Raw genomic sequence first — 14,759 nt, forward strand, 5'->3', positions numbered from 1 at the left:
TCCGCGACATCCCTTGACCAACGAGCACCTCAACCTGGCGAAGCTTCGCAACGATCTCTTCCGGCTTGTGTCTCCTAATTCCCATGTCTTGATCCTCCTCTACTAATTATAGGGTTGGACCAACTCATTGGGGGAGGATCACCGCCACCTATTGCGGCCGTGGTTGCCGCCGTGGCGTGGCCGGCTTCCATGCGGAGTTCAGCGATTTGGCGGGCTTGTTGGCGGGCTTGGGCCAGAAGGCTGTTGATTTCCTTTTGATGCGCCTCTTTAAGAGCCTTGATGTAGCCTCTCAGGCGGATGACTTCTTCTCGCCCGCTTGGGGTGTCGGGTACGTCCGTGAATTTCATCCTCATCCTCTCGCCGGCGCTCAGATGTGGTGGCATTCGGAGATGCCGTAATGTGCTATAATGCACATTATGCACATAAACTCAAGGACAGAAATGCACGCAGATGCACGCCCCTTGCAAGACGGATGGGTAGCGGCTGTGACGCCGGCTCAGGCGAATCGGACGGTGGAATTAGGGGATCGTGACGGGCGGCTATCGGCCGACGGCAGACCTGGGCGGAGAGCTTAGGCGGGCGTTATTGCAACTCGGCGCGGGTGAGGACCTTGTGGATGGCGCGCACCTTGGCGGCATCAATGCGTATTTCGCGCGCCGGGTTGAATTGGCCGAGCACCACCTTGCCACCGGCGCGGCGCACCAGGCGCTTGAGATAACAGGCGCCGGGCTCGCCGTCGCCGCCATGCAATTCGACCAGCACATCGTCGCCGGGCTGCGGCGGACGGCCGGGATGGACGAACAGCAGTTCCCCCGGCTCAAATCTGGGCGCCATCGAATCGCCAGCGACATAGACGGCAAACGCATTGTCGACACCAATCAGCGCCAGCGGCCGGCGGACGATGTCGATCTCTCCACCGTTGTAGGTAAATTCACCACCCTCGCCACCGAGCGCGATGCCACGCACCGGAAAATTCTTCGGCAAGGCGTTGATATCAGGGGCATGGGCGAACTGTGCTTCGGACACGCCGGTGCGCCCGCGCGGCCTCGCCATCGCCGCTTCACCGCCGCTATCGCCGCCGCCGCGCCGCGCCTTCCCTGCCGGGGCCTCGTTATCCGCGGCCAACGCCTGCGCCAGGCGTCTGCGCTTATCGCTCAATATGTCCGGGTTCACATGTTTGAGAAATGCCATATCCGCCGGCCAGGCGCGGAAGTCGGCACCGTGGCGGCGCGACAATTCGCTGAAGGCGGCGTTTTCGAGCTTCGATAGGGTGCGCGTGCTTAGGCAGTGGGTGGCATCGGTGCCGGACAGGAAGCGGCTCACAGTGGTGTGCGCCAAGCCAGCATTCTTGGCCAGATAGGACGCGCTCCAACCGGTCGATTCCATCATCGCGTTGATAAAATCGCGCTGGGTTTCCTGCTCCTCCGCGAGGGCTGATATTTCCGACTGTTTCATTGGTGCATTATGGCACATATTCGATTTATGTGCTTGGAGTAATATTGCTCTTGCGACTTGTGCAATATTGCACCATTTATCCCATATGCACATCGATCTTCTGGCTCAAGAAATTGCACAGCGCCGCACGGCCAGGCTCCTGTGTCTGCCCATTCTTGCCCTTCTGGCCCTGCTCTATGCGCCGTGGGCGGCGCTGGTTCTTCTGATCGGCTGCGCGCAATTGTTGGGCGACGGCATTGCCGACTGGCGCCGGGCGCGCCGCTTGCCGGGAGGGCCGGCGTTATGACCAGCGCTAAACACCACCCTCAGCAAATCCCCCCCTCGCCTCGCAAGAGGCCGAGCGCGTTGCCGGAGCTTTCCTCCCTGGGCACCCCCGGCAGCCGCGTCCTAGTCGGAGCCGCGTCTCACCACGGGACGCGGCTCCGGCGTTTTTCATCAGCAGAGCCGCATCACGGCGTGGCGTTGCGCGGTTTCAGGAGATATCGGCATGACATGGATTCTTGAGCGCCAACCCGCAGCCGCGTGGGACGCTTTGCAGACTGACTGGAAGCGCGACCTGCCGGCGGTGCTTGAAGGGCATGACCCGCATCGTTATCCCGTGCGCCTTTCGGGCTGGCCGGCGGCCGATACTGCGCTCAGCGATGTGCTGAAAGCGGTGGCCGATTATTACCATGTGAGTGCCGGCGATCTGCGCTCGAAGAATCGCCAGCGCCGGTTTACCGAGCCGCGGCAGATTTATTGCTATGTCTCCAAGCGGCACACCACCAAGAGCCTTGCGCAAATCGGCGCCATCATTCAACGCGACCCGACCACCGTTATGCATTCGGCGCGGACCGTGGCGGCACGGCGCAAGGTGGCGATGTCGACCCAGCGCAGTGTCGCGGCGATAGAGGCGCGCCTCAGGTGAGAACCTATGGCCGCATCGAAACCAGTTTTTGGCAGAACCCGAAAGTGCGGGCGCTCAGTTGCGATGAATCACGCCATCTCCTGCTCTACCTCTACAGCTGCCCGCACGGCAATTCGCTCGGCTGCTTCGTATTGCCCGACGGCTACATCATGGCCGATCTGAACTGGCCGGCGGAGACCCTGGCGCTGCGCTTCTCAGAACTCACCGCCAAGCGCTTTATCGAGCGCGACCCCAACAATTACCTGGTGCGCATTGCCGGCTGGTTCGGCCACAACAAGATCGAAAACCGCAACGTCGCTCTGGGCGCCATGAAGATCATCGCGGCGCTGCCCCGCGGCAGCATCTTCGACAATTTGCTCGCCGATCTAGAGGCGATCGACAACAAATTCCTGATGCCGTTGTTATGTGCATCAGGAAGCCATCGCGAACGAGTCCCGAAGCGGTCGGAATCTCCTGAACCTGAACCCGAACCCGAACCAAAACCAGAGCCCGAAGAAGAGGCCGCGCTGAGCGCGCGCGCGCGCCCACCCGCTCCACCGCCCGTTCCTGTGAACGGTTTGATGCGCACCGCTGTGACAGCCCGTCAACGCCAGGCGACCGACCAGAAAGGCGCCAGGTTGGCGCGCGACTGGGCGCCCGCGCCGGATGCGATTGCGTTCGCGGCGGCGGCAGGGCTGGCACCGGCGGCGATTGCGGCCGAGGCAGCAAAATTCAGGGACTATTGGATCGCCATTCCCGGCGCCCGCGGCTGCAAGCTCGACTGGCCGGCGACATGGAAAAACTGGATCCGCCGCACCGCCGAACAACAACCCGGACGCGCGCCCGGATGGCGTTCCGACGCGTTGCGCGATCCGCTGGCAAATTGGGGTGAGGACGAAAACGCCAAAGAACCACGCACTTCAAGCCAGGTACGCGCGGCAGGCACGGCAGGAAAGGTAGACCATGCAAACCACTAATCTCGACATTCGCGAATTGGTGTTTGAACGCCTCACGCTGCTGTTCGGCCCGCCGGAACCGGAAACCGCCCATGCCCTGGCCGAGGAATATGCGCGAGTGCTCAAGAAATTCCCGCGCGAAACCCTGCGCCGCGCCGTCGACCGCCTCGCCGAAACCCATAAATATCGCCGTTGGCCGAGCGTCGCGGAACTGGTTAGCGCGTGCCGTGACGCCCGGCCACAATGCGCAACCGTGCCGCCCGCGCACGTCGCCGATCGGCGCCAGATGGTCGGCCAAACCTTGCGCTCAAAACCCGGGCAGCAGGCGCTCAAAGCCGGCTATGGGCATTCGGTGCGGCTTTTTGTTGAGGATCACGGACGGCCGCCGAACGCGGCACAATTTCAACAAATGGCCGCTGCCAGCAAGCGCGCGCAACGCATGGCGGAAAAAGAACTCGTCGCCGGCACCGGCGCCACGGCACGGCTGAAAGCAATGTGGCACGCGATGGGCGTGCGCGAAGACGCATTAAGACGGGAGTATCTGGCATGAAAAACGCAGATGCACAGCTGGCCTCGCCAATCGGCCACAAGGTGGCGAGCCCTATCGACGCCGAGGCGGAAAAGCGGCGCGGCTGGCGTCAACTCGGGATTTTGGTGGTCGGCGTCCAAGACCCGCGCCTGTCCTGGGTGGAGCAAAAGCTGCTCGAAACCGTAGGCAATCGGCTCTACGGAAACCGGAATTAGAGGCGCGCGGAAGATGGCGAGAAACCGCAAAAATGGCCCGCGCGAGCCCAATGGCAGGCTGCAGCGTTCGCGCGACAACGGCACGCCGGAAGGCCATGTCCGGCGCAGCCTCGCCTATGGCCGCGCCGACATCGCCTATGCGTTGGGTATCATGGCGGCCAACAGCGTGATTACGGTCGGCGAGTTGCAGGCCTGCGAGCGCTACGGCTTCTTACACTACGCGGTCTTCGGGCGCGCCAACCTCGCCGCCGCAACCTATGACGGTGAGCGGCCTTCGGGCGCGCGCAAGACTTGGCCCGATGAATTCGTCATGGGCCGGCGCAACGATTATGAATTGGCGCGCGCCACCCTCAACAAAGAGGCGCTCAACCAACTCGACAATCTGGTGATCTTCGAACACTTCCCGCGCTGGCTAAAACCCCTCCAGCCACTCCCCAATGACGTCCACCACGCCAAGCTCCTGCTTGCCGCCATCTGCAAACTTGCCGAAGGCATGGGCTATGCGCGACGGGCAGTGTGAGGATTGCTCGGGCGAGCAATATGTTGTGGGCGAAGCCCTCGCCGTCGCCTAGACTGGCTAGATAAATTATTTCCAATGATAACAGCGGCGCGGTGGCGTGGTTTGAATGCCAGGGCGGACGCATTTTGAGGGAGAAGTGACGATGGCCAAAGGCGCCAATTTACCGACGATCGATCAAATTCGCGATCTTGCCGATGAGTTCGGCATTGAGATGCCAGAAGATGATGCGCAGTCCTATCAAAATTTGATGCGCGGGCCGATGGAATCCTATCGGGTGCTTGAACAAATCCCGGAATGGCGGCCGCCACAGAAATATCCGCGCAATGCCGGCTACCGGCCAAGCGCCGAAGACAATCCCTACAATGGCTGGTATTGGCGTTGTGACGTCAAGGGCGCTAAATCGGGCATGCTCAAGGGCTATGACGTCGGCATTAAAGATCCGGTCGGCGTTGCCGGCATCCCGCTGATGAACGGCAGCCGGGTGCTCGAAGGCTATATTCCCGACGTCGATGCCACCATTGTCACCCGCATTCTCGATGCCGGCGGCACCATCGTTGGCAAGACCACCACCGAGGATTGCTCGTTTTCCGGCGGCGGCCATACCAGCGCTCTCGGGCCGATCCGCAATCCGCGCAAGCCAACCCATTCACCGGGCGGCTCGTCGGGCGGCAGCGGCGCGGTTGTCGCGGCAGGCGATGTCAAGATGGCGATTGGCGGCGATCAGGCGGGCTCGATCCGCCTGCCGGCATCGCGCTGCGGCGTTGTGGGTCACAAGCCGACGTTTGGCCTGGTGCCCTACACCGGCGCGGTGATGATCGAGATGACGATGGATACGTTGGGGCCGATGTGCGACACGGTGGAGAACACCGCGCGGCTGCTCTCGGTCCTCGCCGGTCCCGATCCGATGGACCCGCGCCAGCGCGGCGTGATCCCCGATAACTATGTGCAGGACTACATGCCGGCGATCGGCAAAGGCGTGAAGGGCCTGAAGATCGGGCTCCTCAAAGAAGGATTCGGGCAAAAACGCTGGAACGATCTCGGCTTTCCGGCGAGCGATAAGGTGGTCGACCGCAAGTGCAAAGCGGCGGTCAAGGCGCTCGAAGCCAAGGGCGCCATTGTGAAGGTGGTATCGGCGCCGATGCATATGGTCGGTCCGCATCTGTGGAACGCGATTGGTCTCGAAGGTTCCGCCGAGTTCATGATCAAGGGCTACAACCAAGGCTCCAACTGGAGTGGATTCTACAACACGCGGCTGAGAGAAGCGTTGGGCCGGGGCTTTGATTCACGGGCGAACGACCTGCCGGTCGCGGCCAAATTGGTGGTGATCCTGGGTGAATATATGCACCGCAAATATCATGGGCGCTATTATTCCAAGGCGCAAAACCAGCGCCACCTGCTGAACGCCGATTACGATAGAGCCCTCGCGGAGTGCGACGTGATCGCGATGCCGACGGTGCCGTTCATGACGCCGCCGCTCGCCGCGCCAGATTGCAGTATCGAGACCGATATGGAGCAGGCTCTCAACATGATCGGCAATACCTGCCAGTTCAGCCTCAGCGGCCATCCGTCGATCAGCGTGCCGTGCGCGATCGAGGATGATTTGCCGATTGGGTTGATGCTGGTCGGCCGTCAGTTCGATGACCTCACCGTTCTGCGCGTAGCCGACGCGGTGGAGAAATCAGGCGACTGGCAGAAACGCTAGGCGATACGCCGGCTCAGGGGACGTCAGAGCAATATGCTCCGGCGTTGCCGGGGCCGGCGAACGCTTCGTCTGAAGCGGCATGGGGTACGGAGATACAATGACCAAATTCAGCATCGCGTCCCTGCTTTCGCGGGTTGCGCGCTTTAAGGACTTACGTTCAAGCTCGGAAGCTTTTGCCGACACGCGGATACCCGAATACCAACGCGAGATTTACAACATCATCGGGCGCGGCGTGACCGAAGACGCCGGACTAGAGCCAATGATTGCCGACAATCGAGATTTCAACCTGACCATGATGAAGTCCGACCCCGGCAAAGGATCGTCACAACATGACCATGAAACGATCGAATGTTTCGTCGCGCTCAGTGGTCGTTGGGCGGTTACCTTGGGACCGGAGGGCGAGGAAGAAGTGATCCTCGAGCCGTTTGATGTGTTTTCCGTGCCGCCCGGCGTCATGCGCGGGTTGCGCAACGCCGGCACCGAGCCGGCTCACATCCTGGCCATTCTCGGCGGTACCGATCCGGGCAAAGCGACATGGTCGCCACATATCAATGCGCGGGCCAAAGAACTCGGTCTTTACGTGAATGAAGCGGGCGATCTTGTCGATATGCGCAAACCAGCAAGCTGAGACCACCACGATCAAGCGCAGGTAGACACGGCCTCTCCCCGTCGTCAGCGGGGGAAAGGCCGCTCGTGTTGCCAATTATTTACCCAGGCGCTTAGCGACCCCGGCACCGTAAGCCGGGTCGGCGCTGCGAAAATAACCGATTTGACGGCCGATGATATCGTCGGGCACGCCGGCCATCGCGCCCGCGATGGTGTCCATCAAACGCGCCTGCTCGTCTTTTGGCATGATGCGAAACAGATTGCCGGCCTGGGTGAAATCGTCATTACCTTGGCGGTGGTCGTAGCGCTCAGCAACATCACCGATCGCTAACGGCGGCTCCCGGAATGACGGGTCTTCCACAGGGCCATCGAAGCTGTTGGGCTGGTAGTTGACCGCACCACCATTATTGCCATCGAAGCGCATGGCACCATCGCGCTGATAAGTGTGCACCGGGCAACGCGGCGCGTTAACCGGAAGCGCCTGATGGTTGGCCCCGAGCCGGTAACGTTGCGCATCGCCGTAAGACAGGATGCGCATTTGCAACATCTTGTCGGGGCTGTGGCCGATTCCAGGCACGATGTTGGCCGGGGTGAACGCCACCTGTTCCACATCCGCGAAGTAGTTTTCGGCATTGCGGTTCAACTCCAGGACTCCCACGTCGATCAGAGGAAATTCACTGTGCGGCCACACTTTGGTGAGGTCGAATGGATTGAAATCGGTTTCATTCGCCTCGGCCTCGGTCATGATCTGGACTTTCATATTCCAGCGCGGGAAGTCTCCGCGATCGATGGCTGTCACCAGATCGCGTTGATGGCTTTCACGGTCGTCGCCGATGATTATGGCGGCGTGAGCGTCGCCGATTGTCTTTTGGCCCTGCGCCGTCTTGAAATGAAACTTGACCCAAAAGCGCTCGCCGTCGGCGTTGATAAAGCTGTAGGCGTGGGAGCCGTACCCATTCATGTGGCGGTACGTGGCCGGACGGCCGCGATCTGACATCAGAATGGTGATCTGATGCACGGCCTCCGGCGCATGCGACCAGAAATCCCACTGCATAGTGGCGTCGCGTAAATTGCTTCTGGGGTCGCGCTTCTGCGAGTGGATGAAGTCCATGAATTTGTACGGATCCCGGACAAAGAACACTGGCGTGTTGTTGCCGACGATGTCCCAGTTGCCCTCCTCGGTGTAGAACTTCACCGCGAAACCGCGCACGTCGCGCTCGGCATCGGCGGCACCCTTTTCACCGGCAACGGTGGAAAAGCGCAAGAAACATTCGGTTTCCTTGCCCGGCTCAAACAGCTTGGCCTTGGTAAATCTGGTGATGTCTTCGGTGATGGTTAGCTTGCCGTACGCGCCGGAACCCTTGGCGTGGACGATGCGTTCGGGAATTCGCTCGCGATTGAAGTGCGCGTGCTTTTCAAACAATTGCCAGTCCTGAGCCAACAGCGGCCCACGCGGCCCAGCAGTCAGGCAGTGTTGGTTGTCACTGACGGGGCTGCCATTGGCTGTCGTCATGATGGGGCATTTGGACATTGTACGATCTCCATATTCGGTGGCCTTCGATGACAGGAAATTAGTGCAACCGCTTAATTTTAAGAAACGATATAAAATCGTTATATAAATCGTTTTTCCCACATTAATGGAAATTTCGGCGTGAAACTTCTGCCCAGCCTCAAGCAACTCGAATATCTGACCGCTCTGGCGGACGTGCAGCATTTCGGCAAAGCAGCAGATCGCTGCAGCGTCACGCCGTCGACATTGAGCGCTGGTATTCGCGACCTGGAAACGGTGCTGGGTGTGACCTTGGCCGAGCGCACCAAGCGGACGGTCATGATGACGCCCGTGGGGCTGGAAATTGCCGCAAGGGCGCGGCTTTTGCTGCGCGATGCCGATGACATCATGGCACTGGCCGCGCCGCATCGAAATCCCATGACCGGAGGGATGACACTCGGCATTATTCCGACCATCGGCCCGTTTCTTCTGCCGCGGGTTCTGCCGGCACTAAATGCAGCTTATCCTTTGCTGCAGCTTTATTTGCGCGAAGAGCAAACCGCGCCTGTTCTCGCGCGCCTGCGCGACGGTGAGATCGACCTGGCAATGATCGCGTTACCATTCGAAATCGGCGATCTGACCGTCCGCGAGTTGTTCGATGATATTTTTCAATTTGCCTGTCATCGCGATCATCCTCTGGCCGGTAAAAAGACGATCTCAGACAGCGATATTGTTGACCAACCGCTTTTATTGCTCGAAGAAGGCCATTGTCTTCGCGGACATGCGCTCGACGCCTGCCGATTGCAGAGTTCACGCATCCGGATTCAATTTGAGGCGACTAGCCTGCATACCATTGTGCAAATGGTGGCGGCGGGCCTCGGTGTGACGCTGCTGCCGCAATTGGCGATCGATTCAAATATCACCAGCGCACACGATATCCAGCTCATTCCCCTATCGGACAAGCCGTCGCGGCGGATCGGGCTTGCTTGGCGAACGGCATCACCGCGTGTTCCTGAGTTCGAGTTGCTCGCCGCAGCCTTGCAGTCTTAAATGGACCGCACCGCCGATCACGAGATGAACCCGAAAGGAATACACGGCTATGGCTGAACCCTCCTATGACGCGATCATCGTCGGCGCCGGCCACAACGGGTTGGTGGCCGGGTTCTATCTGGCGCGAGCCGGCAAGAAGGTGCTGTTGTGTGAACGGCGTGGATTTGTCGGCGGCGCCTGCGCGACGGAGGAATTCTTCGACGGCTATCGCATCTCAACTTGCGCTTATGTGATGTGGAAGCTCGAACAGAAGGTGCGCGACGACATGGCGCTCGACGCGCGCGGCCTCAAGATGAGCCTGATCGATCCACCGGTGTTCTTTCCCTATGAAGACGGCAGCCACGCGTTTCTGCATTACGAGATGGAGCGCTCAATGGCCTCGATTGCGCGCCTGAATGCGCATGATGCTGAACGCTACCCGGATTGGGTTGCGCTGTGGACGAAGATGATCGGGCTGGTTCAGCCGACCATGTTGACCACCGATCCGCCGAGCCTGGCCGACATCCGCAAGCGCGCCGAAGCGAGCGGCGACAGCGCGCTTTTGGAGAAAATTCTCACAACCTCGCTGCACGATCTAACGTCGGAATATTTCGATGACGCGCGCGTGCGCGCCATGATGGTCTATGTCCAGGACATGGCCGATCCGTATGCGCCGGGGGGCGCCTGGGCCGAGACGTTTTTCCAGTTCGGCGCCGCCGGCGCTCATGGCTATTTTGTCGTTGAAGGCGGCATGGGCCGGATCACCGAAACGATGGCCGAGGCGGTGCGCGAACAGGGCGGCGAAATCCGCTGCGATGCACCGGTCGCCCGAGTATTGGTCGAAAACGGCACGGCGTGCGGCGTGCGCCTGGAGAGCGGCGAGGAAATACGATCGCGCCTGGTGATCTCCAATGCCGATCCCAAGCGCACCTACCGCACGCTGTTCGAGCCAGCCGACTTGCCCGGCGATCTCGCCACAAAAATTGAGAACCTCAAGACCGGCACCGGCTACTTCAAATTTCACTGCATCATGGATAAAGCGCCCGACGTCTCGGCCTATTTAGCCGAATCAGACATCGATGCCGCTGACGTGTCCTACATGTTGATCGCGCCGAGCCTCGATCACTATGCTCGGGCGGGCGCCGAGATGCGCGCCGGCGAAATCTGTTCGCAGCCGATCTGCCACCTTCAGATACCGACCATCTATGATTCGACCCTGACCAAAAAAAATGGCGTGATTTGCTCGATCTGGGGTCTTTACGCGCCGCCACGCTTGGCCGAGGGCAGTTGGGAACAGCGCCGCGACGAAGCTGGCGAAGCCGTCATCGATTGGGTCAACCGGTTCATCCCCAATTTCCGCGCCGATATCCGCGAATGGAAATTTCTGAGTCCGTGGGACATTGAGCAGCGCACCGGCATAACCGACGGCGCGATCCGCCATCTCGATGTGGTGCCGGGCCAGTTCCTCGGCGAACGCCCGAGCTACGATACGCCAATCGGCAATTTCTATCTGTGCGGCGGCGGCACACATCCGGCCGGTGAAGTGACCGGCGCGCCAGGCCATAATGCGGCGCATTACATTTTGCAGGCCAATCCTTGAACGGCACTGCGCGCGGCATAATATTTCCAACCAAGGATATGCTCGGTTACCGACAGCGTAGATAGGATGGTCAGCATGATTACAGCTACGGCTCACACGGGCTCTGTTCCGCCACGCGGGGGGCGAAGATGGTTGGGCGTGGCCGCCCTGCCAGTCCTGCTGGTTCTGCTCGGGGCCTGCGCGACGGATACCGGCAGTTGGACAAAATCGGGCGTGGAAACGGCGGCGCGCGATGCCGACCTGCTTGCCTGCCAAACACAAACCAACCGCGAGACTGTGGAGGCGGCGCTTAATCCCACCTTCTACCGCACCGCGCGCTACACCTATCGGGAACCGCGCTATGGCTTGTTTGGGCCGAGCGCCGTAGATGACGATTCAAACGTCAGGCGCCAGATAGAAAGCGAAATCGCCGCCGTGAAGCGCATGCGCTGGCGGGCTAAATTCGGGTCCAGCCACCCACCCTCAGAATCGCTTTGGCCTTGGCCAGGGCTTCGACGGATTCCTTATGCTGCCCAGCTTTGTGATAGACCTCACCCTGCGCGCGCAATGTTTTGACCAGAGACATCTGATCCGCATCAAGGCTTGAACTCGAAATTGCGGCGTCGATCTTTTTCATGTCGACCGGGCATTGGCCGGCTTGTGCGGGAAGCGTGAACCCAGCGATCGCGGCGATCGCCAGGGCGGCGAATAATTTTTTCATCATGTCCTCCTATAGCGCTGTCAAAAATTTGGCACGCCTATGAACGCTCGCGAACGTGAATAATTCAACTGAAAAATTCTTATCTCAGCTCTTCGAGATCGCATCGCGCTGTTGTCAAAATGCCTCGCTACCGAATAAATTTTAGTTAAGAATTTAGCGCTCTATGGGAAGCAAAGATCGTGGAAGGCAACAGGAATGGAGCGACCGGTGGGTGCCTGTGCGGCGCCGTCCGTTTCGAGGTTTCGGGCCGCTTGCGCGATGTGGTGAATTGCCACTGCGGAATGTGTCAAAAATTGCACGGCACCTATGGCGCCCACAGCAAAGCCAAGAAATCCAGCATCAGCATCACTGAAGCGCGCGGATTAAATTGGTACCGCAGCTCCAAAATTGCACGCCGCGGATTTTGCCAGGAATGCGGCTCCAGCCTGTTCTGGCAACCGGACGAACAAGACGCCACCGGAATCCTCGCGGGGTCTCTCGATCAGCCAACCGGCCTCAACACGATGGGCCACATATTCGTCGGCGACAAAGCGGATTTTTACGAAATTGGTGACGAATATCCGCAGTTCGAGAAATCTTCCGATGGGGCGTTGCCGGATGACAGTCTATGAATGGCCAGACCGGTTGCGTGACCGGGCCGCATCCGGTGTGCTGATCAGGCGCCCTGCTTTTGAATCCTCGCCCATTCGTCGCGCAGCGAAGCGGTGCGGTTGAACACCGGTTTTTCCGCTGTTGAATCGGCGTCGAGACAGAAATAACCCTGGCGCTCAAATTGCACTGCCACGCCCTGAGCGGCTTCCGCCAGGGCGGGCTCAAGGCGACAATCTTGCAATATTTCCAGCGAATCTGGATTGAGGTCGTCCAGCACGTCGCCGTCGGCGCCCGGATCTTCGCGGGTGAACAAATGGTTGTAGACCCGTACTTCTGCGGACACGGCATCCACCGCTGAAACCCAATGGAGCGTCGCCTTGACCTTGCGCCCATCAGGTGAATTTCCGCCGCGCGACGCCGGATCATATGTGCAGCGCAGCTCGACCACTTCGCCGGCGGCATCCTTGATTACTTCGGTACAGGTGATGAAATAGGCGTAGCGCAGCCGCACCTCGCGGCCGGGTGCCAAGCGGAAGAATTTCTTCGGTGGCTCCTCCATGAAGTCGTCTTGCTCGATATAGATCTCACCTGAAAATGGAATGGAGCGCGTGCCAGCGGTTTCGTCCGCGGGATTGTTCACCGCATCGAGCATTTCCGTTTGACCTTCGGGCCAATTTTCGATCACCACCTTAAGCGGTTTAAGAACCGCCAGGCGGCGGAGCGCGACCTTGTTCAGATGCTCCCGAATGCAATGCTCCAGGAGGGCCATTTCGACCGTGCCGTCGCTTTTCGAGATCGCCAGGCGGCTGACGAAATCGCGGATCGCCGCCGGCGGGACGCCGCGCCGTCTCAGGCCGCGCAGTGTCGGCAACCTGGGATCGTCCCAGCCGCGCACGTAATTTTCTTGCACAAGCTGGATGAGCCGGCGCTTCGACAGCACCGTGTAAGTCAGGTTGAGGCGCGAGAATTCATATTGCAGGGGCACCGTTTCGACCGGCAGGTGCGCGATCAACCAAGCATAAAGCGGGCGATGGTCCTCGAATTCGAGGGTGCAGAGCGAATGGGTCACGCCTTCGATGGCATCCGACTGGCCGTGCGCAAAATCATAGGTCGGATAGATGCACCATTGATTGCCGGTGCGCGGATGGGCGGCGTGGAGAATGCGGTAGAGCACCGGATCGCGCAGGTTCATATTGCCCGACGCCATGTCGATCTTGGCGCGGAGGACACGGGTGCCTTCCGAAAATTCGCCGGCGCGCATGCGGCGGAAGAGATCGAGGCTTTCCTCAGGCGTGCGATCGCGGAACGGGCTGTTGCGCCCGGGCTCGGTCAAGGTGCCGCGGTGCTCACGAATTTCGTCGGGCGAGAGATCATCGATATACGCGTCGCCGGCAGCGATCAGATGTTCGGCCCAGCCATATAGGCGTTCAAAATTATCGGAGGCGAAATAGAGATGTTCGCCCCACTCAAAGCCGAGCCAACGCACATCCGCCTGAATCGCATCGATATACTCATGCTCTTCCTTGGTCGGGTTGGTATCGTCAAAGCGCATATGACAGCGCCCGCCAAACTCGCCAGCGACGCCGAAATTGAGGCACACCGATTTGGCATGGCCAATATGAAGATAGCCGTTGGGCTCGGGCGGGAAGCGCGTGACCACGATCTCGCGCCGCCCGGCTGCAAGGTCGTCGCGGATGATATCGCGGATATAATCGCGGATTTCCTCAGGCCCGGCGACCTCTGCTCGCTCGTTCATCCTCGCCCCCTTGAACGTACGTCCGGCGTGGCGCTTTCACACAGAAATACTGCCCGCTGCCGGGCACTCTGGATCAAATCTATGATGTTCATGGTCGCCCTCGATGATCGCATGGACGCCAGCCGCGCTTTGCCGCCGCGCCGCCTCCATCCAAACCGTATATCCGGCCCGTTGAAAGGCCAGCCACTCTACCCTATCCCACCCGCCATTTTAAGCCCGTCGCGCAGGCGTGTTTATGGCGCGATCCAGCGGCCGGCCGTGCCGCTGGATCGCCGGGCTTGCATAGACTATTTTACGGCCGCCGCCTACAATATGCGCGGCCAGCCGACTGCAAAAATAATTCGACATGCAGCGCGACGGCACTCGGTCTTGATCTTAGGTGAGGAGGCGCTGATGACGATGCTTCAGGTTCCGGTTGTCGATCTCAAACCGTTCTACTCAGGCGATCCGGCGGCGAGAAAACGGGTTGCTGAGGAGATGGATCAGGTGTGTCGCGACATCGGCTTCCTGGTGGTCACCGGCCATCCGATCCAAACCGAGCTGATGAAGGCCGTGCAGGACGTTTCGCTCGAATTCTTTGCCCTTCCCGAAGCGGATAAACTGAAACTTAAATCTCCGTTGGAGGGCACTGCGGGTTTGCGCGGTTACAGTCCCATGTGTCCGTCGTCATATAATTTGGAACAATCTACGGCCTGATCTAAAGGAGGATTTGGCCCACCTGGTTC

General features: G+C 59.9%; 16 protein-coding genes. 12 read left to right on the forward strand and 4 right to left on the reverse strand.

What is annotated here, in order from left to right; all coding sequences use genetic code 11:
• Positions 1 to 582 precede the first annotated feature (582 nt).
• Entirely contained in the window at positions 583 to 1,455 is an 873-nt protein-coding gene (locus O3A94_16080; GenBank protein ID MDA1357772.1) for a hypothetical protein, read from the reverse strand.
• Positions 1,456 to 1,540: 85 nt separating this feature from the next.
• On the opposite strand from O3A94_16080, the gene O3A94_16085 reads away from it, so the two are divergent.
• The 8 genes from O3A94_16085 (at position 1,541) to O3A94_16120 (ending at position 6,891) form a co-directional block, all read left to right on the forward strand.
• On the forward strand, positions 1,541 to 1,741 hold the full coding sequence (locus tag O3A94_16085) for a hypothetical protein (protein ID MDA1357773.1): 201 nt from the start codon (positions 1,541 to 1,543) through the stop codon (positions 1,739 to 1,741).
• Between the two features lie 201 nt (positions 1,742 to 1,942).
• Positions 1,943 to 2,362, forward strand: coding sequence for a hypothetical protein (locus O3A94_16090; protein MDA1357774.1), 420 nt, complete (start codon positions 1,943 to 1,945; stop codon positions 2,360 to 2,362).
• A complete protein-coding gene (locus O3A94_16095) occupies positions 2,359 to 3,318 on the forward strand; it encodes a hypothetical protein (GenBank protein MDA1357775.1) in 960 nt (319 codons plus the stop codon). Before O3A94_16090 ends, O3A94_16095 begins: the two co-directional genes overlap by 4 nt.
• Positions 3,305 to 3,847: a hypothetical protein gene (locus O3A94_16100; protein ID MDA1357776.1), complete on the forward strand. Its 543-nt coding sequence runs from the start codon at positions 3,305 to 3,307 to the stop codon at positions 3,845 to 3,847. The genes O3A94_16095 and O3A94_16100 overlap by 14 nt, the downstream gene beginning before the upstream one ends.
• Positions 3,844 to 4,041 carry a hypothetical protein gene (locus O3A94_16105; GenBank protein MDA1357777.1) on the forward strand — a complete coding sequence of 66 codons (198 nt, stop codon included), beginning with the start codon at positions 3,844 to 3,846 and terminating at the stop codon, positions 4,039 to 4,041. The genes O3A94_16100 and O3A94_16105 overlap by 4 nt, the downstream gene beginning before the upstream one ends.
• 13 nt (positions 4,042 to 4,054) lie before the next feature.
• The gene (locus tag O3A94_16110) at positions 4,055 to 4,561 is read left to right on the forward strand and encodes a hypothetical protein (GenBank protein MDA1357778.1); all 507 of its coding nucleotides are present in this window, start codon (positions 4,055 to 4,057) and stop codon (positions 4,559 to 4,561) included.
• A 106-nt stretch (positions 4,562 to 4,667) separates the two neighbouring features.
• Positions 4,668 to 6,263 carry an amidase gene (locus O3A94_16115; protein ID MDA1357779.1) on the forward strand — a complete coding sequence of 532 codons (1,596 nt, stop codon included), beginning with the start codon at positions 4,668 to 4,670 and terminating at the stop codon, positions 6,261 to 6,263.
• Between the two features lie 97 nt (positions 6,264 to 6,360).
• Entirely contained in the window at positions 6,361 to 6,891 is a 531-nt protein-coding gene (locus O3A94_16120) for a cupin domain-containing protein (protein MDA1357780.1), read from the forward strand.
• A 75-nt stretch (positions 6,892 to 6,966) separates the two neighbouring features.
• On the opposite strand, the gene O3A94_16125 is transcribed toward O3A94_16120, so the two are convergent.
• Complete coding sequence (locus O3A94_16125) at positions 6,967 to 8,400, reverse strand: catalase (GenBank protein MDA1357781.1); 1,434 nt, start codon at positions 8,398 to 8,400, stop codon at positions 6,967 to 6,969.
• A 120-nt stretch (positions 8,401 to 8,520) separates the two neighbouring features.
• Between O3A94_16125 and O3A94_16130 the strand changes: the two genes are divergently transcribed.
• Positions 8,521 to 9,408 carry a hydrogen peroxide-inducible genes activator gene (locus O3A94_16130; protein ID MDA1357782.1) on the forward strand — a complete coding sequence of 296 codons (888 nt, stop codon included), beginning with the start codon at positions 8,521 to 8,523 and terminating at the stop codon, positions 9,406 to 9,408.
• Between the two features lie 49 nt (positions 9,409 to 9,457).
• Entirely contained in the window at positions 9,458 to 10,987 is a 1,530-nt protein-coding gene (locus O3A94_16135) for an NAD(P)/FAD-dependent oxidoreductase (protein ID MDA1357783.1), read from the forward strand.
• Between the two features lie 436 nt (positions 10,988 to 11,423).
• Here the strand turns inward: O3A94_16135 and O3A94_16140 are convergent, their stop codons facing one another.
• Positions 11,424 to 11,690: a tetratricopeptide repeat protein gene (locus O3A94_16140; GenBank protein ID MDA1357784.1), complete on the reverse strand. Its 267-nt coding sequence runs from the start codon at positions 11,688 to 11,690 to the stop codon at positions 11,424 to 11,426.
• Between the two features lie 173 nt (positions 11,691 to 11,863).
• Between O3A94_16140 and O3A94_16145 the strand changes: the two genes are divergently transcribed.
• Positions 11,864 to 12,298: a GFA family protein gene (locus O3A94_16145; protein ID MDA1357785.1), complete on the forward strand. Its 435-nt coding sequence runs from the start codon at positions 11,864 to 11,866 to the stop codon at positions 12,296 to 12,298.
• Positions 12,299 to 12,342: 44 nt separating this feature from the next.
• Here O3A94_16145 and O3A94_16150 read toward each other — a convergent pair whose 3' ends face one another.
• Positions 12,343 to 14,034 carry a glutamine--tRNA ligase/YqeY domain fusion protein gene (locus tag O3A94_16150; protein MDA1357786.1) on the reverse strand — a complete coding sequence of 564 codons (1,692 nt, stop codon included), beginning with the start codon at positions 14,032 to 14,034 and terminating at the stop codon, positions 12,343 to 12,345.
• 393 nt (positions 14,035 to 14,427) lie between these two features.
• Between O3A94_16150 and O3A94_16155 the strand changes: the two genes are divergently transcribed.
• Complete coding sequence (locus tag O3A94_16155) at positions 14,428 to 14,730, forward strand: 2-oxoglutarate and iron-dependent oxygenase domain-containing protein (GenBank protein ID MDA1357787.1); 303 nt, start codon at positions 14,428 to 14,430, stop codon at positions 14,728 to 14,730.
• The last annotated feature ends 29 nt before the right edge of the window (positions 14,731 to 14,759 follow it).

The organism is Pseudomonadota bacterium, assembly GCA_027624955.1.
Lineage (GTDB): Bacteria > Pseudomonadota > Alphaproteobacteria > UBA828 > UBA828 > PTKB01.